Below are 25,094 nucleotides of genomic sequence, written 5' to 3'. Positions count from 1 at the left end.
TGCGCGCCATTGGTATGGCCTTACTTGGCCACGCGCAAGGGAATCACGCCCGCCGCCAGCGCGGGCGCACCCGGCGCCGCGTCGAGTATCGATGCCAGCGTCACCGTGTCGAGCACGGCCAGGAAGGCGGCCGTGGCCTGGCCCAGCTTGGCCTTCAGCAGGCAATCGGGCGTGAGCGGACAGGTATTGTTTTCCTTGTTGAAACATTCGGCCATGAAAAAATCGTTTTCCGTTTCGCGCACCACGGTGCCGATATTGATCTCGGCCGGGTCGCGCGCCAGGCGCAGGCCGCCATTCCTCCCACGCACCGTTTCCACGATGCCAGACAGGCCCAGCTGGTGCACCACCTTCATCAAATGATTTTTCGAGATGGAATGCAAGTCGGCAATGTCCTGGATGGTCACGAGCCGGTCGCGGTGCACGCCCAGGTACATCAGGGTGCGCAGGGTGTAATCAGTGTAGGCAGTCAGTCGCATGGGAGTAGAGAGTAAACACCCGACAAGGCTACTGCGCGTCGCGATTTGCGGCCTGCGATGCTCACTGTGCATCCGCACAGCTGCGCTTCTCGGCCACAGCTCATCCCGCTCGCTACGTTTTTGTCAGGTGTGTGAAAGATGTGGATTACATCCTTGTTTCATCCGCAGCATACAGGAGAGCGCCGGCCATGTGTGTTGCACCGTCACTTTTCAGCCTCGAAAGACAAAAGTTGATTGCCTTTCGCTTAAATGCGTAGTAAATTTTCATATTGTTGCCCTGGCAAACAGCTCCTAAGCCCTTGTCGGCCCTTTGGATAGGATTTTTATTGATGGAAATCAAGAGGATGGTGAAGCAATAAGGTAAATTTACTACAAAAATCGGATGATGGGCGTTTCCCGGGGCCGGGAAGCGCGTACTACGCAATCTGTGCGGTGCCGCCGTGGCCGCCCCAGGAAATGAATACCATGCAAATGAATGAAGTGAAAGACGAGCTGCTGAGCAGCGATATCCGCCAGCTGGGCCGTCTGCTGGGCGACGCCATCCGCAACCACCTGGGCGACCCCGCCTTCGAGCGCATCGAACATGTGCGCCAGCTGGCCATCCGTTTCCGCCGCGACAATGATGAAGCGGCGCGCGCGCAGCTGTCCGATGCGCTGCAAGCGCTGTCGCAGGAAGAAACCACGCAATTGACGCGCGCTTTCAGCTATTTCTCGCTGCTGGCCAATATTGCGGAAGATCAACATCACATCCGCCGCACGCGCGCCCATCTGATCGCCGGTTCGCCGCCGCGCCAGGGTAGCCTCAGCCATGCCGTCGGCAATGTGTTTGACGCAGGCAAGGCCGATGCGCTGGAAACGTTCTTCGACGATGCGTTTGTCAGCCCCGTCTTCACGGCGCATCCGACGGAAGTGCAGCGCAAGAGCATCCAGAATTGCCAGATGGCTATCGCCCGCCTGTTGAGCGAGCGCGACCGCGTGCAAATGACGCCGGAAGAGGCGGAACAGAACGAAGAAGCGCTGGGCCGCGGCATCGTCACCTTGTGGCAGACGCGTTTGTTGCGCACGAGCAAGTTGTCCGTCATGGATGAAGTGGCCAATGGCCTGTCGTTCTACGACCACACGATTTTGCGCGAATTGCCGAAATTGTATTCCTCGCTGGAAACCATGCTGGCCCAGCGCGATGCCCGCTGGGAAGATGCGGAATTGCCCAATTTCATGAAGGTCGGCAGCTGGATCGGCGGCGACCGCGACGGCAACCCCTTCGTCACGGCCGACATCCTGCGCAGCACCCTGCAGACGCAAGCGGACAAGGTGCTCGACTTTTACCTCGGTGAATTGCGCAAGCTCGCTTCGCAACTGTCGCTGGCGCAAATCCTCAATGCCTGCAGCGAGCCGCTGCGCGCGCTGGCCGAGCGTTCGGCCGACGCGTCGCCGCACCGCGTCGACGAGCCGTACCGCCGCGCCCTGCATGGCATTCATGCGCGCCTGGAAAGCACGCGCGTCGTGCTATCCGGCAAGGGCAAGCAGGCAGACGGCGTGCAGCCCTACGCGACTGCCGCCGAACTGCTGACCGACCTGGACGTGGTCCAGCATTCGCTCGTCAGCAACGGCTTGCGCGCGCTGGCGCGTGGCCGGCTGCGCCAGCTGCGCCGCGCCGTCAAGGTGTTCGGTTTTTCGCTGGCACCGCTCGATCTGCGCCAGAATTCCGACGTGCACGAGCGCGTCGTGGGCGAACTGTTCGCCGGCGCCCAGCCTGGCCTGGTCTACCTGGATCTCGATGAAGAGCAGCGCATCGCCGTGCTGCTGGCCGAGCTGGAGTCGCCGCGCCTGCTGGCGTCGCCGTATGCGCAGTACTCGGAAGAAACAACGTCCGAACTCGACATCTTCCGCGCCGTGCGCGCAGCCCATGTCAAATATGGTAAGGAATCGGTGCCGAACTGCATCATCTCCAAGGCGGCCAGCGTCTCGGACTTGCTGGAAGTGGCCTTGCTGCTGAAGGAAGTGGGCTTGCTGCGCCAGGACAGCCGCGAAGTGGACGTCAACATCATCCCCCTGTTTGAAACCATCGACGACTTGCGCGCCGGCCCCGCCATCATGGCGCGCGCCTTCGGCTTGCCGTTCTACCGTGGCTTGCTCAAATCGCGCGCGGACCAGCAGGAAGTCATGCTCGGCTATTCCGACAGCAACAAGGACGGCGGCTTCTTGACCTCCGGCTGGGAACTTTACAAGGCCGAGATCGAGCTGGTGACGGTCTTCAAGCAATACCAGATCAAGCTGCGCTTGTTCCACGGCCGCGGCGGCTCCGTGGGACGCGGCGGCGGCCCCAGCTACGAAGCCATCCTGGCCCAGCCGGCCGGCGCCGTGCAGGGACAGATCCGCCTGACGGAGCAGGGCGAAGTCATCACGGCCAAATATGCGAACCCGGAAGTCGGGCGCCGCAACCTGGAAGTGCTGGTGGCCGCCACCATCCAGTCGACCCTGCTGCCGCAGGCGCAGCTGCAGCCGAAGGCTTCGGCCGGCGCGGGCCATCTGGCCGCCATGGAAGAGCTGTCCGGCACGGCCCTGAACGCCTACCGCGACCTCGTGTACGGCACGGAAGGCTTCGAACAATACTTCTGGGAATCGACGGTGATCGCCGAAATTGCCGCACTGAACATCGGCAGCCGTCCCGCCTCGCGCAAGAAATCGACCTCGATCGAGGATTTGCGCGCCATTCCCTGGGTCTTGAGCTGGGCGCAATGCCGTTTGATGCTGCCAGGCTGGTTCGGTTTCGGTTCCGCTGTGCAAGCCTACCTGGCTGCCCATCCCGCCGACGGCGCGGACGTGCTGCGCGGCATGTACACGGACTGGCCATTCTTCACGTCATTGCTGTCGAACATGGATATGGTGCTGGCCAAGAGCGACATCGCCATCGCCGGCAAGTATGCGGAACTCGTCAAGGATAAAACCTTGCGCGAGGCCATCTTTACGCGCATCCGCGCCGAATACGCGGCCACCCTGGACGCCTTGAAGCTGATCACGGGCCAGGAAGAGTTGCAGCAAGCCAATCCGCTGATGCAGCGCTCGATACGCAACCGTTTCCCGTATATCGACCCGCTCAACCACGTGCAGGTGGAGCTGTTGAAACGTTTCCGCGAGGGTAAACAGGATGCGGCGGCGCGCACGGGCATTCATTTGTCGATCAATGGGATTGCGGCTGGCCTGCGCAATAGCGGTTAATGAAATCAAGCCCAACAGCGAGGGCTGGGGTCGTACCCTGAGGGTACGACCCCGGTACTTGCATTTGGGCTGGTTTTGAGTAGAAAACAACAAGGAGACAGCATGACCATCAAAGTTGCCATCAATGGCTATGGCCGCATCGGCCGCAATGTCTTGCGCGCATTCTATGAAGGCGGCAAGCAGCAGGATATTGAAATCGTCGCCATCAACGACCTGGGCGACGCCAAGTCGAATGCGCATCTGACGCGCTACGACACGGTGCACGGCAAGTTTCCCGGCGTCGTCACCATCGATGGCGAGAACATGCTCGTCAACGGCGACCGCATCCGCGTCTTCGCGCAGCGCGACCCGGCCTTGATCCCCTGGGGCGAACTCGGTGTCGACGTCGTGCTCGAATGCACGGGTTTCTTCACCACCAAGGAAAAAGCCTCGGCCCACCTGAAGGGTGGCGCAAAGAAAGTCATCATTTCCGCGCCGGGCGGCAAGGACGTGGACGCCACCATCGTGTTCGGCGTCAACCAGCACGTGCTGAAAGCCTCCGACACGGTGATTTCCAACGCCTCGTGCACGACGAACTGCCTCGCGCCACTGGTAAAACCGCTGAACGACGCCATCGGCATCGAATCGGGCCTGATGACCACCGTGCACGCCTACACGAACGACCAGGTACTCTCCGACGTGATGCATGAAGACTTGCGCCGCGCCCGCTCGGCCACGCATTCGATGATTCCCACCAAGACGGGCGCGGCGGCCGCTGTCGGCCTCGTCTTGCCGGAACTGAATGGCAAGCTCGATGGTTTTGCCGTGCGCGTGCCGACGATTAACGTCTCGCTGGTCGACCTGTCCTTTATCGCCAGGCGCGATACGACGGTGGAAGAGGTGAACGCCTTGCTGAAAACGGCATCGGAAGGCGCGCTGAAAGGTATCCTCACTTACCAGACGGAACCGCTTGTTTCCATCGACTTCAACCACAACCCGGCCTCGTCGAACTTCGATTCGACCCTGACCAAGGTCTCGGGCCGCCTCGTGAAAGTGTCGTCGTGGTACGACAACGAGTGGGGCTTCTCGAACCGCATGCTCGACACCACGGTCGCCCTGATGGCGGCCAAGTAAGAAGAACCAGCGCTGATCCAGCGCACCAGGACGGCCGGCCCACAAGGCTGGCCCTTGCAGCAGCACGAACCTTATAGAAAGCAGCACACCATGACCATGCAAGTACAGCAACGCGCCACCAAGATCGTTTCCACCATCGGCCCCGCTTCGAACGATATCGATACCCTGGTCCGCATGTTCAAGGCCGGCGTCGACGTCGTGCGCCTGAACTTCTCGCATGGCAAGGCGCAAGACCATATCGACCGCGCCCGCATGGTGCGCGAAGCGGCAGCCCTGTGCGGCCGTGAAGTGGCCATCATGGCCGACTTGCAAGGCCCGAAGATTCGCGTCGGCAAGTTTGAAGAAGGCAAGATTTTCCTGGAAAACGGCGCTTCCTTCATCCTCGACGCGAAATGGGGCGAAAACGGCGAACTAGGCAACATCGAGCGCTGCGGCCTCGACTACAAGGAATTGCCGCGCGACTTGCGCGCCGCTGACGTATTGTTGCTCAACGATGGCCTCATCGTCTTGACGGTGGACAAGGTCGTCGGCAGCGAAATCCACACGACGGTGAAAATCGGCGGCGAACTGTCGAACAACAAGGGCATCAACCGCCAGGGCGGCGGCTTGTCGGCCCCGGCCCTGACGGCGAAAGACATGGAAGACGTGAAAACGGCGATGAGCTTCCAGGCCGATTACGTGGCCGTGTCCTTCCCGAAAAACGCCACCGACATGGTCATGGCGCGCCAGCTTGCGAATATCGCCGGCGAAGCATGGGACCACAAGCCGATGATGATCGCCAAGATCGAACGGGCGGAAGCCATTCCCGCGCTGCAAGAAATCCTCGACGCTTCCGACGGCATCATGGTGGCGCGCGGGGACCTGGCCGTGGAAGTGGGCAACGCGGCCGTGCCGGCCTTGCAAAAGCGCATGATCAAGATGGCGCGCGCGTCGAACAAGCTGGCGATCACGGCCACGCAGATGATGGAATCGATGATCGTCAACGCCGTGCCGACCCGCGCGGAAGTGTCCGACGTGGCGAATGCCGTGCTCGACGGCACGGACGCCGTCATGACGTCGGCGGAAACGGCCTCGGGCCGCTATCCGATCGAAACGGTGGAAGCGATGGCCGCCATCTGCCTCGATGCGGAAAAATGGGATACCTGCAAGCTCGATGCCGATTTCCTCAACGCCACGTTCTCGCGCATCGACCAGTCGATCGCCTACGGCGCCCTGTTTACGGCCCATCACTTGCGCGTGAAAGCGATCGCCACGCTGACGGAATCGGGTTCCACGGCGCTGTGGATGAGCCGTTGCAACATCGACATCCCCATCGTCGCGCTGACCCCGAGCGTGGGCACGCGCCGCAAGCTGGCCCTGTACCGCAACGTCAGCACGCTGGAACTGACGTCCGGCACCGACCGCGACAAGGTCTTGCAGCAGGCGGAAGACTTGCTGCTGGAACATAAAGTCGTGGCCAAGGGCGACACCGTCGTGCTGACCTGGGGCGAGCCGATGGGCAAGGTCGGCGGCACGAACGCGCTGAAAATCATGAAGATCGGCCAGCACTGACCGATGACCGGCTGACGCCCGGCCTGCCGGACGTCCGCCAGGCTGGCCGCGCCGAATTTCCGGACGCGGCCGGCCCAGATCCTGCCCGTCCTGGGCCTCCTTGCGCCTTCCTGCTCATTGTTTGACATACCTCATGGCCGTCAGCGCGGCGTTGTTGCCACGCCCCGTGGCCGGCCGGCTGGCGTTATCGGCTCCCGCGTGAGAATATGGATACTTTCCCATTTGGCAATTGAAAGAACCGTCAAGATGAAACCCGGATATGCTGCCGTATTGATGCTCATGCTGGCTTGCCCGGCCCAGGCGTGGGCGCAGGACGCTTCATGCGATGCGGAGGACCGCACGGCGGTGACCTCGCTCGATGCACTTCCCGCCCAGGTGCAGGACTTGCTGGGGCGCGCCAGGCCGGGTTTTGCCGGTATCGCCGATGTTGGCGGAAAATTCAATCCGAGCGACGTCATCCTCGATCAGAGTGTGCCGATGCGCAGGCTGATTGGCGGCGTTGCAGGCCAGCGTTGCATCCGGCTGACGGTCGAATACGGCGGCGTGGGGCATGATCGGAAGACGCTGGAATACCAATTGATTGCGAATAACTGGATGCAGCTCAAGGGGGCGAACCCGGAGCGGGCGCCAGCCGTTCTGCCCGCTGGCGTGCGCTGAGCGCGCGCCAGGCTGGCGGCGCATGCCGTCCAATGAATTTGTCGGGAGTGACCGTGAAACCCAATGACATGCGCATCGCCTTGCTGATCGATTGCGATAACGTGAGCAGCACCGCCGTGGAAGGCGTCCTTGCCGAGCTGGCCAAACATGGCACGGTCAATGTGCGGCATGCGCACGGCGACTGGAAGAGCAGCTATCTGAGCGGCTGGGTGGAAAAACTCCACCCCAACGCCATCCGCCCCTTGCAGCAGTTCGCCTACACGAGCGGCAAGAACGCGACGGACGCCGCGATGATCATCGATGCGATGGACTTGTTGTACAGCAAGAATGTCGACGGCTTCGCCCTGATGACGAGCGACAGCGATTTCACGCCGCTGGCCATGCGCATCCTCGAGAGCGGTTTGCCCGTCTTCGGCTTCGGCGAACGCAAAACGCCGCCGGCCTTCGTGCAGGCGTGCTCGCAGTTCATCTACATCGAAAACCTGGTGCCTGCGGCGCAAGCGGCGACGGGGCAGGCCACGGCCGAAGCCGTTCGTGACAGCGCCCTGATCGAGGATCCCGTCCTGACGCAGCTGTTGCTCAACGCCGTGAGCCAGACCTCCGAGATCGACGGCTGGTCGCACCTGAGCAAGGTCGGCAAATACGTTTCCAATACCAGTTCCTTTTCACCCATCAATTACGGCTACAAGAAACTCAGCGAAGTCCTGCGCGCGAGCGGCATGTTCGATATCGAGATGCGCAGCGACAATACCGCCATGTATGTCAAGCCCAGCATCCTGCGCCCGGCGCCGGCGAAACCCGCGCAAAAACGATAAGCAGGCGCCGCGCTGAAACAACGGTTTCCTGCGATAGGCAGGCACCGGCATTGACGCCGGGGGCCAGGATTTGTGATAATGAGAATTATTATCAATTAGTCGCGCCTTGCCTTGCGCGCATCGGAGTCCTAGTGAACATTGCGCAATCCGGCGAATCGATCGCGGTCATCTACAGCAATCACCACGGCTGGCTGATGCGCTGGCTGCGCGCCAAGCTGCAGTGCGCCGACCATGCGGCCGACCTGGCGCAGGATACCTTCGTGCGCCTGCTGGCGGCGCCGCCCGAGGGCCGGCAGAGCCTGCGCGAACCGCGCGCCTATCTCACCACCGTGGCGCAGCGCCTGCTGATCGACCATTACCGGCGCCTGTCGCTGGAGCAGGCGTGGCTGGAAACGCTGGCGCAGCAGCCCGATCTGCTGATGCAGTCGCCGGAAGAGCGCTTGCTGGTACTGGAAGCCTTGCAGCGCATCGATGCCATGCTCGACGGCTTGCCGCCGCTCGTGCGCAGCGCTTTTTTGCTGGCGCATGTCGATGGCATGGCGTACGGGGAAATCGCCCGGCGCCTGGCCGTGAGCGAGCGCAGCATCAAGCGCTACATGGTGCAGGCCTTCGAACGCTGCATCCTCTTGATCCTGTGAACGCCAGCACGGCTGCCATCGACCCGCGTGCCGCCCGCGCGGCGGCGCAATGGCTGGTGCGCCTGCACGCGGGCCCCTTGACTCCAAGCGAGCAGCAGGCGTTCCAGTCCTGGCGCGCCAGCGATCCCGCGCACGCAGCGGCCTGGCAGCGGGCCGAGCTCGTGTGCGGCACCCTGGCCAGCGTGCCGGCCGCGCTGCGCCAGACGGCGGATGCGCCGCCGCAGTCGCCGCAGCGGCGCGCCGTGCTCTACGGCCTGGCCGGGCTGATCGCGGCCGGACCGGCGCTGTGGCTGACCAGCCAGTCGGCGCCCTGGCAAGCGTGGCGCGCCGCGATCCGCACGGCCAGGGGTGAAATCCGGCATATGGCATTACCCGACGGCACGCAACTGGTGCTCAATACGGACACGGCCATCGACGTGCGCTTTGACGGCGCGGCGCGGCTGGTGGTCTTGCATGCGGGGGAAATCCACGTCGCCACGGCGCACGACGGGGCCGTGCCGGCGCGTCCGTTCCTCGTGCGCAGCAGCAATGGCGCCGTGCGCGCGCTGGGCACGCACTTCAGCGTGCGCCAGGGCGGCAGCGTGCTGGCGCCGCGCACCGAGGTGAGCGTCAGCGAGGGCGCCGTCGAGATCGCGCCATCGCAGGCGCCCGGCGCCTTGCGCACGGTCGATGCGGGCCGGCAGGGCAGTTTCGACGACGTGGCCGTGTCTGCCTTGACGTCGTCGCCGCCCCATGCGGACGCCTGGCTGCGGGGCGTGCTGATCGCCGAACGCATGCCGCTGGGCGAGGTGCTGGCACAGGTGGCGCGCTATCGCTACGGCGTGCTGCGCTGCGATCCGGCGCTGGCGGCCTTGCCCGTGGACGGCATCTTCCAGTTGCACGACCCGGACAACATCCTGCTCCTGCTGCAGCGCGCCTTGCCGATCCGGCTGGTGCGCCGCACGCGCTACTGGATCAGTGTCGAGGCGGCGTAAGCCGATCAGCGCCGCCATATGCATTTTCCCTGTCCCTTTTTTCGGATTGCTTCGTCATACAAGGTAGAGAACGAACAATCCGAACCATCGAAAGGGTCTACATGGCTGTGCAGCACCGCTTATTTTCACCGTGGACGCCCCCCGCGCTCCATCCCACCACGGGCGCCGTGCGCGCCGCGCTGGTCTTGCTGCTGGCCGTGGGCGCGGCAGGCGCCAGTTTGCCGCAAACAGCGCTGGCGGCCGAGGCCAGCCAGGTGGCCGCCGTGCGCGAGTACAGCATTCCTGCCGGCAATCTGCGCGAAGCGCTGGCCTCGTTTGCCATCGCCTCCGGCGTGAACCTGTCCACCCAGGGCGTAGCGCTCGACGGCCTGGCGACGCCGGGCTTGCAGGGGCGCCATGGCGTTGCCGCCGGCCTGCAAAAATTGCTGCAAGGCAGCGGCCTCGACGTGCTTGAAAACGGCAATGGCAATTATCTGTTACGCAAGATCAATACCAATACGGCCGATGGCGGCCTGGCCAGCATGCCCGCCGTCGTCGTCAGCGCCGAGGCGGACCGCGCCACGGAAGGCACGGGCTTGTATACCTCGCGCAATCTGTCGACGGCCACGGGCTTGAACCTGTCGCAGCGCCACACGCCGCAAACGGTCAGCGTCATTTCGCGCCAGCAGATGGAAGATTTCGATTTGACCACCTTGCAGGATGTGGCGCGCGCCACGCCTGGCCTGTATGGCAAGACGCAGGGCGTGTCCGACCAGGAAACCACGTATTTCGCGCGCGGCTTCGCCTTGAGCCACATCAATGTCGATGGCTTGCCGCTGGACGTCACGGGTTTCAATGAGCGCAACGTCTCGGCCGACATGCTGATGTACGACAGGGTGGAAGTGGTGCGCGGCGCCACCGGCCTGATGGAAGGGGCGGGCGCGCCGTCGGGCAGCATCAACATGATACGCAAGCGCCCCACGGCCACGCCCTTGCTGGACGCATCCATTCACCTGGGCAGCTGGAAGGACCGGCAATTGACGGTGGACGCCAGCAATGCCCTGAACGCGTCGGGCAGCGTGCGCGGGCGCGTGGCGGCCAGTCTGCGCGACAGCGACAGCTTCGTCGACGTGGTGGGCAACAGGAACGGCACCGTGTATGCGATTCTGGAGGCGGACCTGACGCCGTCGACCACGGCCGGCATCGGCTTTTCGCGCCAGCACAGCCGCACCGACGGCGTGTTCGTCGGCTTGCCGACCTTGCCCGACGGCCGCCACATGGACTTGCCCCGCTCGACTTTCCTGAACAATGCCGATTCCTTCCAGAAACGCGACAACAACGTCGTCTTCGCCGACCTGGAAACGCGGCTGGAGAAGGGCTGGCGCAGCCGCTTCGCCATCACGCATATCGACGCCTCGTCGAGCACGCGCAATACCACCAACGGCCGCGTCGCTGGCGAAACGTTTTTGCTGGAACAGTCGGAAACCGGCTGGAAGTACAACACGCAGCAAGTGGTGGCGGACTGGCGCTTGAGCGGTCCCGTCACCTGGTTCGGCCGCCGGCATGACGTCATCGTCGGCGCCAGCTACCGCCATGACGATTCGGACGCGGCCCAGAGCTGGGAAGGCGCGCAAACGCGCGTGTTCGACATCCGCCACTGGAATCCCCGCGCCTACCGCATGCGCGGCGCGCCGTTCGAACCCTTTAACTGGGGCCGCAAGACGGACGAGAAGGGGATTTATGCGGCCGGCAACTTCAGCCTGGCCGATCCGCTGCGCCTGGTGCTGGGCGGGCGCTTCGGCTGGTATGCGCAGGACGTCACGGGCTGGTATGCCGCCAATCCGACGTGGCGCCGCGACCTGACGGAAAACGCGAAATTCACGCCGTACGCGGGCCTCGTCTACGACCTGGACCCGCATCACTCCGTGTATGCGAGCGGCACGCAGATCTTCCAGCCGCAAAGCGTGCTCGATGTCAAAGGCAATGGCTTGCCGCCGTTGAGCGGCACCAACCTGGAAGCGGGCGTCAAGGGAGAATATTTCGGCGGCAGGCTCAACGCCAGCGGCGCCTTGTTCCGCATCAAGCAAAACAACCGCGCCATGACCGATGAAGTCAATTGCCCCACGGGCGGCCCCATCTATTGTGCCCGCGCGGCCGGGCAGGTGCAGAGCGAAGGCGTCGACTTGCAATTGTCGGGCTCGCCATTGCCGGGCTGGCAGATCGCGGGCGGCTACACCCATGTGCTGGCCAAGTACACGAAGGACAGCGTGGCGGCGAATATCGGCCAGCGCATCGCCACGGACGAGCCGAAGCAATTGTTCAAGCTGTACACGAACGTGCAGCTGAGCGGCAGCCTGGCGCGCTGGAACCTGGGCGCCTCGGTGACTGCGCAGGACAAGATCGAGCGCCGCGACAAGGCTTACCTGACGCAGCAGGGCGGTTACGCCATCGTCGGGCTGACGGCCGGCTATCGCATCAATGAGCAGCTGCAGCTGCGCGCGAACATCGATAACGTGCTCGACCGACGCTACTACCAGGCGCTCGGCTATTCCTGGTCCGGCGGGCTGGCGCGCTACGGCGCGCCGCGCAGCGTACTTGTCTCGCTGAACTACAAGATGTAGCGGCTGTTCCAGCGGAGCGCGCCCGTCCGGGCGCCTCTGCTACACTGCCGCCGTCTTTATCTTTCCACTTTGCCATGACCGCCATTCCTCTCCTTACGCCCCTGAAAAGCGCTTTCCAGCAATCGCGCGCCGAAAATAACATCGAGCTGATCCTGCCTGAACTGCTGGCCGCGCAATTGCACGTCGTCATCGGCGGGCAAAGCGAGCAGATCGACCTGTTCCTCGTGCCGTCGCCGAATCCCGAGCGCCAGTGCGTGACGGTGGCGGAAGACCCGGCTTTCCTGGCCGGCATCAATTTCCCCAAGATTCCCGTCACGGGCGCGCAGCTGATCGCCTCGATTCCCCCAGAGATCGAGATCGTCCTGCTGCATGGCGATGGCGCCAATTACCTGACGCGCGAGCAACTGGCATGGTTCCGCGGCATGCTGGCGCAGAACGCTTGAGCGGCATTCCCGCCAGGCCTTGCAAGCCGGCGCGCGCCGAATGGATACGCTTTGCGCCGGCCGACGATGCCAGCTCCCATGCGGCGATGATGGCCAATATGCGTCCCGTGCTGTGGCGCAGCGTGCTGCTGGGCGGCTGCGTCCTGATCCTTGCCTTCATCGTGCAAGCCGTCTGGCGCGACGTGCCGTATGCGGGCGAGGCGGTGCTGCTGGGCCTGCCGGCGCTGACCGCCTGGATCGTCGGCGTGCTTTTTCTGCCGGGCCCCGATCTGTCTTTTCATGTCGAGATCAATGACGCGGGCGTGTTGCTGCGCCGGCTGGCGCGGGGCTTGCCCGGCCATGACAAGGTGCTGCAGCTGACGCCGCAGCAGATACGCGCGCTGGAGGTGGTCACTTACGCGGGCGCGGTGGATGTTTACCGCGGCGGGCCGCCGATGGCGCGCGTGGAGCTGCTGCTGCACACGACCCTCGACGATTGCCCGCTGATCCGCGTGGTGGGCATGGATCTGCCCGTGCCGCAGCGCTGGTCGTTGCGGCAGATCAAGGACGAGCTGGGCCGCCGCTGTACACTGGCCGGTATCCCTGTGGCCGAGCGCGCCGGTGCGACTTATCAGGCCTCTTCCGCCATACGCGCGCTGTGGCCGCCAGCCTGAACGGACGAGCGCTGTCGCATCGCGACCTCAAAATATTGCCTTCCTTGCCATAATATTGCTGAAGTCCTATGAATATGTTCGCAAAGCAACTATACTCATGGCTCTTTAAAAAATCATCGTCACGCTGGCGGCCAGCCATCCGCGCCAGAGTTCGTACGCATTCCGCTTTTTCCCTCTGTAAAAAGCACCTTTCCCCCGCGCGGCAGGCGCGGGCGTGATGACCGAGCCTTGCCCTGGTCGACTGCTACCGTTGTCATTTCCGCTGTGTTGCCGCTTTAGTAAAAAGCCGGGCGCCGGCGCGCGGTGCGCCGTCATGTTTTGCGACGTCACGTTTCACTCTATTGAGTTCACGACAGTATGCTGAGTTCCATCTTTGCCGTATCGGACGATACCTTGCAGTATATCTACGGCACGCACAACGCCTGGCTGGTGCTGTTTTCCATCGGCATCGCCATCTTTGCCTCGTTCATGGCCTTGCAGATCGCCGGCATGGCGCGCAGCAGCGAGCGGGGATTCCAGCGCCAGACGGCCATCGTCACGGGCGCCATCGCGCTGGGCGGCGGCATCTGGTCGATGCACTTCATCGGCATGCTGGCTTTCGACATCTGCACGCGCGTCTCCTTCGACCCCAGCCTGACCTTGCTCTCCATGCTGCCCGGTGTGGCCGCTTCGTGGGTGGCGCTGCACATGCTGGCGCGCCCGAGCATCAACTGGCGCCAGCTGGTGGTGGGCGGCGTGCTCGTCGGCGTGGGCATCGGTTCCATGCATTACAGCGGCATGGCCGCCATGCAGACGTCGCTGACCCTGCATTACCAGCCCTGGCTGTTCGCCCTGTCGCTGGTGGTGGCCGTCGTCATGGCCATGCTGGCGCTGTGGATACGCTTCGGCCTGAGCGCCATGCGTTTGCGCATGAGTCCCCTGGCGTCCTTGCTGGTCAGCAGCGTCGTCATGGGGCTGGCTATTTCCGGCATGCATTACACGGGCATGCTGGCGGCGCGCTTTTCCGGCACCCCCACGGCAGGCGACAATACGATTACCGTGCAAGCGTCGTTCGTGGCGCTGGCCGTGGCCCTGATCACCGTCACCCTGACGGTGTTTGTCGCCGCCGCGAACGGCCTGCTGCGCTACCGCCAACTGCTGCGCCATGCCAGCGCCAGCGAATCGCGCCTGCGCGCCATCGTCGATACGGCGGCCGACGGCTTGATCACCATCGATGGCCAGGGCAAGGTGCGCTCCTTCAATCCCGCCGCGGAAAGCCTGTTCGGCTGGCGCGAAGCGGAAATCGTGGGGCGCGACGCCAGCGTGCTGCTGCAGCCGGCCGACGCGGCCGAGTACGAGGGCTATCTGCGCGACTACCTGGAAACGGGTGCCTCGCGCATCCTCGACAGCGGACGCGAACTCGATGGCTGCCACAAGGATGGCGCGGTGCTGCCCATGCGCGTGGCGATCGGCAAGATCGACACGCCGGGCCAGCCCCTGTTCGTGGCGTTTGTCACGGACATGCGCTCGTCGCGCAGCATGGAGCAGGCGCTGAAGGACAGCGAACGCCAGTACCGCACCCTGATCCGCAATATCCCCGGCGTGTCCTTCCACTGCAGCTTCGCGCCCGAATGGAAGATGATCTTCATCAGCGACGCCGTCTTCAACCTGACGGGCTGGATGCCGCAGGACTTCGTCGAGGGCCGCGTCAGGCTGTTCGACCTCGTGCATCCGGACGACCGCCAGCGCGTCAACGACACCTGCGTGCAGGCGGCCGGCGAAAAGCGCGACTTCGAGAACGTCTACCGCATGCTGCACCGCGATGGGCGCGAGCGCTGGGTGCGCGAAAGCAGCGGCCCCGTGCTCGATAACGACGGCGTGGTGCGCTGGATCGACGGCGTCATCCTCGACATCACGGAAAGCGAATTGCGCAACGCCGAATACGAAGGCAAGGTGACGGCCATTTCGCGCGCGACGGCCGTCGCGGAGTTCGACCTGCAGGGGCGCATCCTGGCGGCCAACGAGAACTTCCTCGACCTGGTCGGCTACCGGCCCGACGACGTGCTGGGCTTGCACCACAGCATCTTCTGCGAGCCGGGCTATGTGACCTCGCCCGACTACATCGCGTTCTGGCAGCACCTGGCGCAGGGTGAATTCAATACGGGCGAGTACAAGCGCATCGGCAAGGATGGCCGGGAAGTGTGGATACAGGCTTCGTACAACCCGATCTTCAATACGGACGGCAAGCCGTTCAAGGTGGTCAAGCTGGCCACGGACGTGAGCGACCGGCGCGCCATGCAGGAAAACCTGCGCGCGGCGAAAGACCGCGCCGAGCTGGCCGCCGAATCGAAGACCAGCTTCCTGGCCAACATGAGCCATGAAATCCGTACGCCGATGAACGCCATTATCGGCTTCACGGAAGTGCTGCTGGGGACCGCCCTGGACAGCCTGCAGCGCCGCCATCTGGGCACGGTGCGCCAGTCGGCCCGTTCCCTGCTCGAACTGCTCAACGACATCCTCGACACGGCCAAGCTGGAAAAAGGCGCCACCGAGCTGGAACTGGTGGACTTTTCGCTGCCCGACCTGGTCGACCACGTGGCCGCGTCCCTGCGCGTCACGGCCCATGCGCGCGACCTGGTGCTGCACGTCGACATCGACCCGGGCATGGGCCAATTCTTCCTGGGCGACGCGCGCCGCGTGCAGCAGGTGCTGACGAACCTGATCGGCAACGCCGTCAAGTTCACGGAAGTGGGGCATGTGCGGGTGGCCGTCGGCATGCAGGGCGAGCAGGTGCATATCGCCGTGCACGACACGGGCATCGGCATTCCCGCCGACCGCCTGGACAAGATCTTCGCGCCGTTCACGCAGGCCGATTCCTCGATGAGCCGGCGCTTTGGCGGCACGGGCCTGGGCACGACGATTTCGCTGCAGCTGGTCGAGCTGATGAAAGGCACCATCACGGTGGAAAGCACCCTGGGCGTGGGCAGCGTGTTCCACGTGCTGCTGCCGCTGGCGCCGGGCAAGGCCGTGGCGCGCCGCAGCGAGCAGCCCGTCGTGGCCTTGCCGCCGCTGCGCATCCTGGCGGCCGACGACGTGCCGCAGAACGTGGAGCTGCTCCTGATCAGCCTGGGCGCGGCCGGCCACCAGGTGATCGCCGCCAGCGACGGCGAGAGCGCCGTGCGCGAATTCGGCAAGGGCAGCTTCGACATCGTCCTGATGGACGTGCAGATGCCGCGCATGGATGGCCTGGAAGCGACGCGCCTGATCCGCGTGCACGAGCGCGAGCAGGGCTTGAAGGCGACGCCCATCATCGCCCTGACGGCCAGCGTGCTGGAACAGGACCGGCGCGCCGCGCAGACGGCCGGCATGAACGGCTTCGCCTCGAAGCCGCTGGAAATGCACAAGCTGACGGCGGAAATCGCCCGCCTGCTCGATATCGCCGTGGCCATGCCGCCACCGGCGGCCGGCGCGGCGGCGCGCGCCGCTGCCGGCCAGGTGGACTGGCAGCGCGGCATCGCCCTGTGGGGCGGACGCGAAGCCTTGCAGCGCGCCATCGCGCGCTTCGTGCAGGCCAATGGCGACTGCGCCGCCATGCTGGCGGCGGAACTGGAACGTGGCGGCAGCAGCGTGGCGGGCCACCTGCTGCACCGTATCAAGGGCGCGGCGGGCAACCTGTGCCTGGTGCAGGTCGAAAGCCTGCTGGGGCGCATCGAACAAGCGATTGCGCGCCAGTTGCCGGTGACCGAGTTGCTGGTGCAGCTGGCGGCCGCCTTCATGGCGCTGGCCGGCGAGCTGGAGGAGGCGGGCATGCCGGCCGTGGCCATGCAGGCGCCGGCCGCCAGCGCGCCCCTCGATGCAGCCGCCGCCGGCACCTTGCTGCGGCAAGCCATCGCCAGCCTGGAAGGCGGGCAGCTGGACGACGCCTTGATGGCGCAGATCGCCGCCATGCTGGCGCCGCACGGCCAGCAGCCGCGCCTGCAGGCGCTGGCCAGCGCCATCGACGACTTTGAATTTGCGCGTGCCGCGGGCGTGCTGCGCCAGCTGCTGGCGTGGCTGGAAGCGCCAACGCCTGCCGACCTTTCCTGATATTGGACTGACGATGACCTTACACGAAGACAAACCGATCCTGCTGCTGGTTGACGATGAAGCGACGAATCTGCAGGTGCTGCGCCAGATTTTGCAGGACGATTACCGGCTGCTGTATGCGAAGGATGGCGAGAAGGCGCTGGAACTGGCGCAGAACAATCCCGTCGAACTGATCCTGCTCGACATCATGATGCCCGCGATGACGGGCTATGAGGTGTGCCGCCAGCTGAAGGCCATGCCGGCCACGGCCTCCATCCCCGTTATTTTTGTCACCGCCCTGTGCGACGTGAAGGACGAGGCGGACGGTTTTGACGCGGGCGCCGTCGACTACATCACGAAACCCGTCAGCCCGTCCATCGTGCGCGCCCGCGTGCGCACGCACTTGTCGCTGGTCGACGCCGAGGAATTGCGCCGCTCGCGCCTGCAGGTGATCCAGACCCTGGGCCAGGCGGCCGAATACAAGGACAACGAGACGGGCATGCACGTCATCCGCATGAGCTATTACGCGCGCCAGCTGGCGCTGGCGGCCGGCTACAGCGCGGGCAGGGCGGAAGATTTGTTGAATGCGGCCCCCATGCACGACGTGGGCAAGATCGGCATCCCCGACGCCATCCTGCAAAAGCCGGGCAAGCTCGATGCGGACGAATGGAACGTCATGCGCCGCCACGCGGAAATCGGCGCGGCGATCATCGGCGAGCACGCGGGCGGCCTGCTGAAAATGGCGCGCACCATCGCCCTGACGCACCACGAGAAATGGGACGGCAGCGGCTATCCGCAAGGCTTGCAAGGCGAGGAAATCCCCCACGAAGGCCGCATCGTCGCCATCGCCGACGTCTTCGACGCCCTCACCAGCGAACGCCCGTACAAGCGCGCCTGGACGGTCGACGAAGCCATCGCCACCATGCAGCGAGACAGCGGCACGCACTTCGACCCGCAACTGCTGGCGTTGTTCATCGAGCAACTGCCGGCCATGCTGGAAATCAAGGACAAGTGGCGCGAGCCGGTGTAGGGAGCTTCAGGTCAGGGCGGGTCCACGCGCAGGCGATCGCACTGCAAGCGTGAGTATGCCTCAGTGTCGCCGAATGGCAGCTGTGAGCACGCCATGCTTGTCCCCAATGTTGTCATCTGGCGAGAGGATATTGCATAGGCAAGTTTGCCGGGCTGGCGGCGCGATGGATACATGAAGCCGTGAATCGCGCCTGCCTCCTGCGCAATGATCTGATCCAGCTGCCAGCCCAGCCATTGGCACCAGCCGTGATCGGGGCTGCGCAATTGGTCATAGATGCCCAGCCGGCTGGCGGCCAGGCCTGTCAGGTCGAGCAGTCGCAGCGGCACGCTGAATGGCAAGGTCGCGATCAGCGCTTGTTCCGCCCTGTGCGCGATGTAAAAGGTGCCCGGACGCGTCACGTCGTTTTGGCAAAGCTGGGCTTCCCAGGCCGCCGTGTCGGCATCGCCAGCAATATATATCCAGTGATAGGGGAAACCGCTCGGACCAGCCAGCTCGGCGGGCGGACCGAAGCGGTAGGTACGTTCAACCTTCGCCGGCCAGATGGAGGCCGTGTTCCACGCCGCGCGCACGAGGGCCTGGCCGGCCGGAAGGATGATGATATTGCTCAATAATTCAGTGCGCAGCGATGCCAATGCCGGCAGGCGTGCGGCCATGTCTGGCGGAATTGGTGTTTCTTGCAGTGCAGGCGTCATGCGGGACTAGCCTATGATGTCAGCCATCCCCCTATGCTGCCACTTTGCCGACGCCATGACCTTGCGTAATCTCTCGCTGGCCGGCAGATCCAGCAGCGCCTGCTGGCTGGGATGCACTGCGGGCCGCGTTTCAAACGATTTGCCTGCGAGCATCTCTGCCGGCGAAAGTTCGTTGAGTTCGTCTGCGCTGCTGATCCAGAAGGCATGGATGTCACTACTCGGCTGGCCGGCCAGGATGGCCAGCACGGGCGCGATCAGTTCCGGCACGGGCTGCACAAATTGCCATGCCGGAAATTCCTTGCCGATACTGCGCCCCTTGGGCGTCACGCAATAAAACCGCTGGCTTTCCACGGCGCGATACAGCGACGCCTGCGACAGTTCCACCCATCCTTGCCCAATGACATCGGAGACCTTGAGTTTTGACACGGGAAGCTGGAGCGGCATGCCTGGCGGCGCTGCGCGCAGCGAGGCGCGCGCCGCATCGAGCGCGCGCGTGGCCACGTCGATCAGGCGCTCGCGCTCGGGGCCTTGCGCCAATAGGTCGAGCTGTGCGCTCACCAATTGCGAGAATTGCTCCACTACCCGCAGGTCATTGTCGGTCCATTCCTGGCGCTCGGGCGCCAGGGTGGCGTGATGCAGATGCGCTGTCATGTTCGCTCCTCGGGTATATGCAACAAGCATATCACACACAAGATTATCATGTTTCGCAACTTTATCAAGCGGGGAGCGCATTTTTCCGGCATCGGACAGCAAGATATATGCGGCCGATCAGGGCAGGGTGTCCGGCAGCCGCAAGATCCGCCGTATCTCCAGGATCGCCTGCGGGCTTTCCTGCACGCTGTGCCACGAGGGGATGACTTTTTCCGATTGCGCGCCGTCGAGGTGGGCGCTGGCGTAGGGCACTACGCCGTCGCTCGATTCCGCCAGCGGCAGGTCCGGCGTGTCGTTGCCCATGATGGAGTAGTAGCGCACTTTCGGGCTGATGGGCAGTTCCGCCACCAGGCGCACGAACGGGTCCTTGTCGCTGAGGTTATCGATGCTGTTGGGGATGCGCAGCGGCTCGCTGCTGCCAGTGTCGAGCTGCGCCAGGCTGCCGGCCGCGTCGGACAGCTGGTCGAGCATGGTGATCGGCAAGGTGACGAGGTTGGCGATCCAGCGCGCCACCTTGTGGTTGGCGAACGAGGTGCCGCGGTGCGGCGCGGCGATGAAGATGGCGCGGTTCACCTGCGGCATGGCCGTGAAATTGAGGTAGGGCGCCAGGCCGGCGCGCACTTTTTCTGCCTTCTTGCCCTTCAAATTGTATTCTTCCGTGATGGCGTCGAGCAGGGTGTTGCTGGCATCGGACACCATCAGGCGCGCCAGCACGCCGCCCATGCTATGGCCGATCAAGACCATCTCGTTCGCCGCAATCGCCTTGCCAGCCGGGTCGAACTGCGCCAGGGTGGCGGCCAGCGCCTGGCGGATGGCGGCGTTGTTGGCCGCCAGCGGCGCATTGCTCGGGTAGTAGACCTGCCAGATCTGGTAGCGGCGGCGCAGCTGTTCGTCGCCCATCAGTTCATTCGCCACGTTGATCCACGCTTCCGGGCTGCTGGCCAGGCCGTGCAGCATGACGATGGTGCGCTTGTTCGGGTCGTAGGGCTGCATCAGGTGCACCTGCGGGCGCGAAATGCCGTCGGCGCGGCCGAACAGGGTGCGCAGCGCCTGCACGCCGAAGCCGGAACGGGCCAGCCACAGGCCATAGCCGGCCGTGAAATTGGCGGCCACGGGCAGTTCCTGGCCCGCCATGCGCGTCGATTCGCTGCGCGTCGGGTCGACCAGCATCACCAGCAGCTGCTGCGTGGCCAGCACTTCCTGCAGGCTGTTGCCGTCGAAGCGGATCAGCGCCGTGACGACGGGGAAGCGCGTTTCCTGGTAGGGCACATAGTCGCCTTTCGGCGCCCGGGGCTTTGGCATGACGGCCACCAGGTCGGCGCCGAAGCCGTCGCGCCGGTACACATTGCGCAGGCCGGAAAACGACAGCGAGGTGGCCGGCAGCAGTTCTTCGGGCAGGGTGCCGTCCTCGGGCAGGCGCAGGGCCGACAATTCGCTGTCGATCTGCCAGCCGGCGACGCGGATCACATGGCCGTCCGGCCGGTATTCGCCGCGGTGGCGGAACAGGTTGCCGACAGCCTTTTGCACGGCGTAGTTATAGTAGTCGCGGATTTGCGTCTGGCGCTCTTCGAAGGCGCGCTGGCCCGGCGTGCGCGTCGTGTAGAACAGGTAGGCATACGCATAGCGGGCCGATTCCAGCCAGGCGGCCAGCAGTTCGGCGCTGGCGTGGCCGCCCTGTTTTTCTTCCGCCAGCGCGCTTTCCAGCCACAATTCGGACAGGGTGGCCAGGCGCTGCTCGTCGCTGAGCAGCTCGGAGCGGGCCAGGTCGGCGCGGCAGCTGCCCGTATTGGCTTCGCAGGCGGCGATGTCGCTGCCGATGATGCGCAGCACCTCGCTGGCTGCGGCGCTCAGTTTCCCCGTGGTGAGGATGTCGCCGCGCCGCTGCTGCAGGTAGTCGGCCGGGGAAATCGCGCTGACGGTGACGGCGGCGCAGCCGCTCAGGAGCGCCGCGGCGCACAGGAGGGCGCATACGCGCAGACGCCGCATCAGCATGGCCGGTTCTCGCCTAGAACGAGTAGACCAGGGTCAGCGACGTTTGCGTATCCGTGTTCTTCTTGTCGTCCGGTACGCGCGTGTCGTTGCGGGCGCTGAAGGCGGCCTTCATCTGCATGGTGCCGTTGATTTTCGTGCTGAGGGCCGTCTCGGCGATCGAGTGGGTGTTCGAGGTGCCCCGTTCCACGCTGACCGTTTGCGTAAACATGGCCGACTGGCTGATCTTCCACTTCATGGCGGCCGCGCCGCGCACCGTCAGGCCGTGTTCCGATTCGCCCGCATCATTGGTGCCGCTGAAATAGCCGGGACCGATTTCCACGTCGACGCTTTTGTCGCTCGACTGGTACCAGCGCGAGCCATGACCGACGGCCAGGGTCGAGTACTTGGTGTAGGCGCCGAACTTGTCGTTCACGTGCGAGGCCAGCACGAACAGTTTTTCATGGTCGGCCATCAGCTTGTAGGCGGCCTTGGCGGAGGCGGAAAAGCGTTCCGCCGAGCGTTCGCGCACTTTCTCGCCGTCGTCGTTCGTCGTTTCATCTTCCTTGAAGTAGCCGCTGAAGATGTACTGGTTGCTCCAGTCATCGAGTTCCTGGCGCGCGTCGATCTTGCCCGTGACGGAGGTGCCGACCGTGTTGCCCGAGGTGGTGATGGCGCCCAGTTCGGCGGAAGTGCTCCAGCTGCCGATGGGGATTTCATCGAACAGCATGCTTTGCTTGGTGTCTGCGGCGGCGGCGCTGCCGCAGGTGATGGCCAGCGCCAGTGCGAGAGAGTGGGTCGATTTCATGGCTGTATTTGTCTGTGGCGCGCGCCAGGCGTGCCTGCTGTTCGTTAATGGCAGTGGTGGCTATGCAGGCCGCGGCAAGCCGGGAGGCGCCGATAAACCTGCGCACATGCGCGCGCGGGCGCGGCCAAAAATTGTCGAGGCTGTATTGTACCCGACCCTGCCATCGTTCGCCGCACGCGGCGGCGCGCATGAATGCTGCTATATTATGAGAAATATTGCAAACCTGGCATGCATGAATGATGACGATGAAAATGGCAAGCAAGATTGTTACCTTGATATGGCTGTGCGCTGCGGCGCCAGCGGGCGCGCAGACGCCCGAAGCAGCGCCGGCGCCGGGGCCTGGGCCGGCACCGCAAATGACGCAAACGATGATACGCGAGGCTGTGCGCGCCGTGCTGGCGGAAGAGGCGCAGGCGCGCGACGCTTTGCCGCAGCCGGCCATGCAGCAGGTGACGATACGCGCCGACAGAAAATACGAGCAGTTCGCCGCCGCCTTCGCCGAGGCGAAGGTGCCCGACTGCCTGCACGCCGACGGCTTGAAGCGCCAGCCCACCGGCATCGGCCCGATCGGCATCGGCGGCGTGTATGCCTTGCCCTTCGTGGCGATCGCCAAGCTGCGCGGAAAATGTAACTAGCCGGGGATGCCGCCCGGCGGGGCTGGCAAGTGGCGCGCGCCTGGCGTATGCTGCGCCTATCTGCTGCCCTGATTTTTACAAGGAACTCCCGTGCGCTGCCTGGTCATCGAAGACGAAGCTGAAACTTCCCGCTATATCTGTGCCGGCCTGCGCGAGGCTGGCCACGACGTCACCGCCTGCGACAATGGCATCGACGGCATGCGCCTGGCCTGCGGCGAAGACTGGGATGCGCTGGTGCTCGACCGCCTGCTGCCCGGCGAGATCGACGGCCTGGCCATCGTCGCGCGCCTGCGCGGCATGGGCCGCAACACGCCCGTGCTGGTATTGTCGGCCCTGTCCAGCGTCGACGAGCGCGTGCGCGGCCTGCGCAGCGGCGGCGACGATTACCTGTCAAAACCGTTCGCCATCGCCGAACTGCTGGCGCGCATCGAGGCGCTGCTGCGGCGCGCCGCGCCCGTGCCCGAAGCGACGCAGCTGCAGGTGGCCGACCTGGTGCTCGACATGCGCACCATGCGCGTGACGCGCGCCAACCGGCAAATCGCCCTGCAGCCGCGCGAATTTCGCCTGCTCGAATACCTGATGCGCCACCAGGGCCAGTCCGTCACGCGCGCCATGCTGCTCGAAGCCGTGTGGGACTACCATTTCGACCCGCAGACCAACGTCATCGACGTGCAGGTGAGCCGTTTGCGCACCAAGGTGGACAAGGAATTTTCGCCGCCGCTGATCCACACGGTGCGCGGCGTCGGCTACACCCTGGGCGTGATCGACAGTGCGTAACTGGCACCGCTCGATCGCGGCCCGCCTGGCGCTCGGCTATGGCGTGCTGGTGGTTGTCTCGATCAGCATCGTCTGCGCCGTCTTCTATTTCGGCACCATCGGCGTGCTCGATCGCAGCGTGGACCGCAAGCTGACCCTGCTCTCGGAGCGCCTCGCCGCGCTGTACCAGCAGGACGATGCCAGCCGCACGACGGCGGAAATCGCCCATTTGCTGACCGACCGCACCGACAGCGACACGGAAATCTTCCTGCTGGTGGGCGCCGATGGCCGCCGCGTGGCGGGCAATCTGTCGTCCTGGCCCGACGTGGGCAGCCCCGTGGGCCGCTTGCTGCACCGCGACGTCACGCGCGAAGGGCGCCGGGTGCCCGCGCGCATGCTGATCCGCGACCTGGCGGGCGGCGCGCGCCTGTTCGTCGGGCGCGACATGGAAGAGGGCAAGTCGATCCGCACCCTGGTGCTGCGCTCGCTGGCCTATGGCGGCGGGGTGGCCATCCTGCTGGTGGTGGCGGGCGCCTGGCTGTTCCGCCGCCAGCTCGAGGCGCGCATCGGGCAAATCCGCCGCACGGCGGGGGAAATCGAGGCGGGCGACCTGAGCCGGCGCATCCCCGTCGCCAGCGAGGATGAATTCGGCTTGCTGAGCCGCGACATCAACCGCATGCTCGACCGCATCGAACACTTGATGGAAGGCGTGCGCCACGTGTCGAACGCCATCGCGCACGACTTGCGCACGCCGCTGGCGCGCATCCGCAACAAGCTCGATGGCGCCTTGCGCCAGCATCAGGACGTGGCCGGCTACGAGAGCGCGGCGCAGGCGGCCATCGACGACATCGACGACCTGACCCGCGTGTTCGACAAGCTGCTGCAGATCGCGGCGGCCGAATCGGGCATGCGTCCCGAGAATTTCGACGACATCGACCTGCAGCAGATCGGCGCCGACATCGTGGAAATGTACGAAGCGACGGCCGACGAGCAGGGCGTGCTGCTGGTGCAGATGTATGGCGAGGGCGTGCCGGCGCGCGGCGACCGCAATCTGCTGGGCAGCGCCCTGGCCAGCCTGGTCGACAATGCCATCAAGTACGCGGGCCCGGGCGCCACGGTGGAAGTGTCGGCCGGCAGCGATGAACGGGGCTGCTGGCTGGCCGTGCGCGACAACGGCCCCGGCGTGCCGACGGAGGAATTGCCGAAGCTGACGCAGCGCTTCTACCGGCTCGACAAGAGCCGCCACTTGCCCGGCAATGGCCTGGGCCTGTCCATCGTGGCGGCCATCGCGGCCCTGCATGGCGGCAGCCTGGATATCGAGGATGCGGCGCCGGGCCTGCGCCTGCGCTTGCGGCTGCTGCGCTAGGTTGC

General features: G+C 64.7%; 20 protein-coding genes. 15 read left to right on the top strand and 5 right to left on the bottom strand.

Annotated elements, in window-relative coordinates; all coding sequences use genetic code 11:
- Window positions 1-20 precede the first annotated feature (20 nt).
- On the bottom strand, window positions 21-476 hold the full coding sequence (locus tag BZG29_RS16690; RefSeq protein WP_077405138.1) for an Rrf2 family transcriptional regulator: 456 nt from the start codon (window positions 474-476) through the stop codon (window positions 21-23).
- A gap of 465 nt (window positions 477-941) precedes the next feature.
- Between BZG29_RS16690 and ppc the strand changes: the two genes are divergently transcribed.
- From ppc to BZG29_RS16630, 12 genes are all read left to right on the top strand, one after another.
- Window positions 942-3,695: a phosphoenolpyruvate carboxylase gene (gene ppc, locus BZG29_RS16685; RefSeq protein WP_216350311.1), complete on the top strand. Its 2,754-nt coding sequence runs from the start codon at window positions 942-944 to the stop codon at window positions 3,693-3,695.
- A gap of 102 nt (window positions 3,696-3,797) precedes the next feature.
- The gene (gene gap / locus BZG29_RS16680) at window positions 3,798-4,808 is read left to right on the top strand and encodes a type I glyceraldehyde-3-phosphate dehydrogenase (protein WP_077405135.1); all 1,011 of its coding nucleotides are present in this window, start codon (window positions 3,798-3,800) and stop codon (window positions 4,806-4,808) included.
- Between the two features lie 90 nt (window positions 4,809-4,898).
- Window positions 4,899-6,359: a pyruvate kinase gene (gene pyk, locus BZG29_RS16675; RefSeq protein WP_077405132.1), complete on the top strand. Its 1,461-nt coding sequence runs from the start codon at window positions 4,899-4,901 to the stop codon at window positions 6,357-6,359.
- A 222-nt stretch (window positions 6,360-6,581) separates the two neighbouring features.
- Complete coding sequence (locus BZG29_RS16670; RefSeq protein ID WP_150130950.1) at window positions 6,582-7,016, top strand: hypothetical protein; 435 nt, start codon at window positions 6,582-6,584, stop codon at window positions 7,014-7,016.
- Between the two features lie 53 nt (window positions 7,017-7,069).
- The gene (locus BZG29_RS16665) at window positions 7,070-7,831 is read left to right on the top strand and encodes an NYN domain-containing protein (protein WP_253192608.1); all 762 of its coding nucleotides are present in this window, start codon (window positions 7,070-7,072) and stop codon (window positions 7,829-7,831) included.
- A gap of 131 nt (window positions 7,832-7,962) precedes the next feature.
- A complete protein-coding gene (locus BZG29_RS16660; RefSeq protein ID WP_077405123.1) occupies window positions 7,963-8,469 on the top strand; it encodes a sigma-70 family RNA polymerase sigma factor in 507 nt (168 codons plus the stop codon).
- Complete coding sequence (locus BZG29_RS16655; protein WP_171985034.1) at window positions 8,466-9,443, top strand: FecR family protein; 978 nt, start codon at window positions 8,466-8,468, stop codon at window positions 9,441-9,443. The genes BZG29_RS16660 and BZG29_RS16655 overlap by 4 nt, the downstream gene beginning before the upstream one ends.
- Before the next feature lie 101 nt (window positions 9,444-9,544).
- Entirely contained in the window at window positions 9,545-12,043 is a 2,499-nt protein-coding gene (locus BZG29_RS16650; protein ID WP_077405117.1) for a TonB-dependent siderophore receptor, read from the top strand.
- Between the two features lie 74 nt (window positions 12,044-12,117).
- Window positions 12,118-12,486, top strand: a complete 369-nt coding sequence (locus BZG29_RS16645) for a hypothetical protein (protein ID WP_077405114.1) — start codon at window positions 12,118-12,120, stop codon at window positions 12,484-12,486.
- The gene (locus tag BZG29_RS16640; protein WP_077405111.1) at window positions 12,483-13,139 is read left to right on the top strand and encodes a hypothetical protein; all 657 of its coding nucleotides are present in this window, start codon (window positions 12,483-12,485) and stop codon (window positions 13,137-13,139) included. Before BZG29_RS16645 ends, BZG29_RS16640 begins: the two co-directional genes overlap by 4 nt.
- A 357-nt stretch (window positions 13,140-13,496) precedes the next feature.
- Window positions 13,497-17,204: a PAS domain S-box protein gene (locus tag BZG29_RS16635; protein ID WP_077405108.1), complete on the top strand. Its 3,708-nt coding sequence runs from the start codon at window positions 13,497-13,499 to the stop codon at window positions 17,202-17,204.
- Window positions 17,205-17,217: 13 nt separating this feature from the next.
- Window positions 17,218-18,213, top strand: a complete 996-nt coding sequence (locus BZG29_RS16630) for an HD domain-containing phosphohydrolase (RefSeq protein WP_077409144.1) — start codon at window positions 17,218-17,220, stop codon at window positions 18,211-18,213.
- Between the two features lie 11 nt (window positions 18,214-18,224).
- Here the strand turns inward: BZG29_RS16630 and BZG29_RS16625 are convergent, their stop codons facing one another.
- From BZG29_RS16625 to BZG29_RS16610, 4 genes are all read right to left on the bottom strand, one after another.
- Window positions 18,225-18,905, bottom strand: a complete 681-nt coding sequence (locus BZG29_RS16625) for an RES family NAD+ phosphorylase (RefSeq protein ID WP_150130949.1) — start codon at window positions 18,903-18,905, stop codon at window positions 18,225-18,227.
- A 6-nt stretch (window positions 18,906-18,911) separates the two neighbouring features.
- Window positions 18,912-19,556, bottom strand: coding sequence for a hypothetical protein (locus BZG29_RS28530; protein ID WP_253192607.1), 645 nt, complete (start codon window positions 19,554-19,556; stop codon window positions 18,912-18,914).
- A gap of 117 nt (window positions 19,557-19,673) precedes the next feature.
- On the bottom strand, window positions 19,674-21,548 hold the full coding sequence (locus tag BZG29_RS16615) for an alpha/beta fold hydrolase (protein WP_077405101.1): 1,875 nt from the start codon (window positions 21,546-21,548) through the stop codon (window positions 19,674-19,676).
- Window positions 21,549-21,561: 13 nt separating this feature from the next.
- Window positions 21,562-22,332, bottom strand: coding sequence for a YdiY family protein (locus tag BZG29_RS16610; RefSeq protein WP_077405098.1), 771 nt, complete (start codon window positions 22,330-22,332; stop codon window positions 21,562-21,564).
- 236 nt (window positions 22,333-22,568) lie between these two features.
- On the opposite strand from BZG29_RS16610, the gene BZG29_RS16605 reads away from it, so the two are divergent.
- From BZG29_RS16605 to BZG29_RS16595, 3 genes are all read left to right on the top strand, one after another.
- The gene (locus tag BZG29_RS16605) at window positions 22,569-22,967 is read left to right on the top strand and encodes a hypothetical protein (RefSeq protein ID WP_077405095.1); all 399 of its coding nucleotides are present in this window, start codon (window positions 22,569-22,571) and stop codon (window positions 22,965-22,967) included.
- Between the two features lie 90 nt (window positions 22,968-23,057).
- Window positions 23,058-23,744, top strand: a complete 687-nt coding sequence (locus BZG29_RS16600) for a winged helix-turn-helix domain-containing protein (protein WP_077405092.1) — start codon at window positions 23,058-23,060, stop codon at window positions 23,742-23,744.
- Complete coding sequence (locus BZG29_RS16595) at window positions 23,737-25,089, top strand: HAMP domain-containing sensor histidine kinase (protein WP_077405088.1); 1,353 nt, start codon at window positions 23,737-23,739, stop codon at window positions 25,087-25,089. The genes BZG29_RS16600 and BZG29_RS16595 overlap by 8 nt, the downstream gene beginning before the upstream one ends.
- Window positions 25,090-25,094: the final 5 nt, after the last annotated feature.

This window comes from Janthinobacterium sp. LM6, from assembly GCF_002002885.1.
GTDB classification, from domain to species: Bacteria; Pseudomonadota; Gammaproteobacteria; order Burkholderiales; family Burkholderiaceae_D; genus Janthinobacterium; species Janthinobacterium kumbetense.
Note: the sequence above shows the minus strand (reverse complement) of the source record. Positions and strands in the feature narration are given on the sequence as shown.